At 62.5% G+C, this 1,308-nt stretch carries 1 protein-coding gene; it reads right to left on the bottom strand.

Annotated features, from left to right (window positions below):
• Positions 1–1,133: sulfate adenylyltransferase (gene sat / locus AC1DT2_RS23630; RefSeq protein ID WP_477299123.1), on the bottom strand; the 1,133-nt coding region annotated here is incomplete at its 3' end.
• Between the last annotated feature and the right edge of the window lie 175 nt (positions 1,134–1,308).

Below are 1,308 nucleotides of genomic sequence, written 5' to 3'. Positions count from 1 at the left end.
GTGCCTTGGCGCAGATGGCCACGAAGCTGGGTGCCAGACACATCGCTGACAGCCTCTCCGGCGTCGAGCTCATCAGAGGGCACGAAGGCGTTGCGTGCCTGCGAGTACACCATGGGCGGGAATGCCAGGACCTTGATGCCCAGCTCATCTTTGTACTCGTCCAGCAACGCCTGCGCCTGCAAGGGGCCGTAAAACGGCTTGCCCGATGCGTCCACACCAGGACCCGCATGGTCACGGCCCACGATGAAATGACTGACCCCGTGATTCTTGCGTATTAGGGCATGCCAGACGGCTTCTCTGGGACCGGCCATGCGCATGGCCAGCGGCAGCACAGCCAACTTCACAGCGTCCTTGGGGTAATGGGACAGCAACGCGCGGTAACACCGCACCCGGGTATGGCTGTCGATGTCCCCCTCCTTCGTCCGACCAACGACCGGATGGAGCAGGAGCTTTCCATCGACGGCTTCCATCGCCCGCCGGGTCAGTTCAACATGCGCCCGGTGCATGGGGTTGCGGGTTTGAAAGGCCACGATGCGATGCCATCCATCGCGGTCAAACCATGCGCGCAACACAGCGGGAGACAACCTCAGGTCCCTGAAATCCTGGTGGGCCGGGGGCTGGAGACCACGCAGGCGACCACCAAGGTAAACGGGACCCCGGGCGAAAAGGTCCGCCACGCCGGGGTGACACGGGTCCTGGGTCCCATAGACTGTCTGGGCCTCATGCTGCTTGTCGGGCCGAAAGATGTCGGAGAGGTTCAACAGGGCCAGCGCCGTGCCCTGGCCGTCCCTGAGAACCACATCATCCCCGACCGACAACGGTGCTGCCACAGCCTCCGACACATCGAGGTTGACGGGCATCGGCCAGAGGAGACCATCACTCAACCGCATGTGGTCAACAACACTGCGGTAGTCCGCCTCCCGCATAAAGCCGTCGAGCGGCGAGAACGAACCATTGAGCAACAATTCGAGGTCACACAATTGTCGGTGGTCGAGCACGAGGTGGGGCAATGCCCCCGACCCACGGCGAAGTTCCGCTGCGAGGTCCCCGGAAACGTACAGCTCCCGCAGCACGCCTCCATGCGGTTGGACAAGGGAAGAAGGCCGGACCATTTCCACGATGTCGTCAGACACAGGCTCACTCCATGATTGGACAGCAGGTGCTCAGGGCCCGGAGGCTATCACTGGATGCAGCGGCGCCAGCCATCGTGAGAACTTGCGTTCATGGTCCCGCCAGTTGGCGTTACGACCCCGCGTCCAAAGGACCCGTACTTTTTTCGGGTGGTGATGCAAGGGCAATGGTTTCGGC

This window comes from Luteibacter sp. P4_E6, assembly GCF_056401535.1.
The sequence above is the reverse complement of the archived record's forward strand: the minus strand, read 5'-3'. Positions and strand labels throughout refer to the sequence as shown.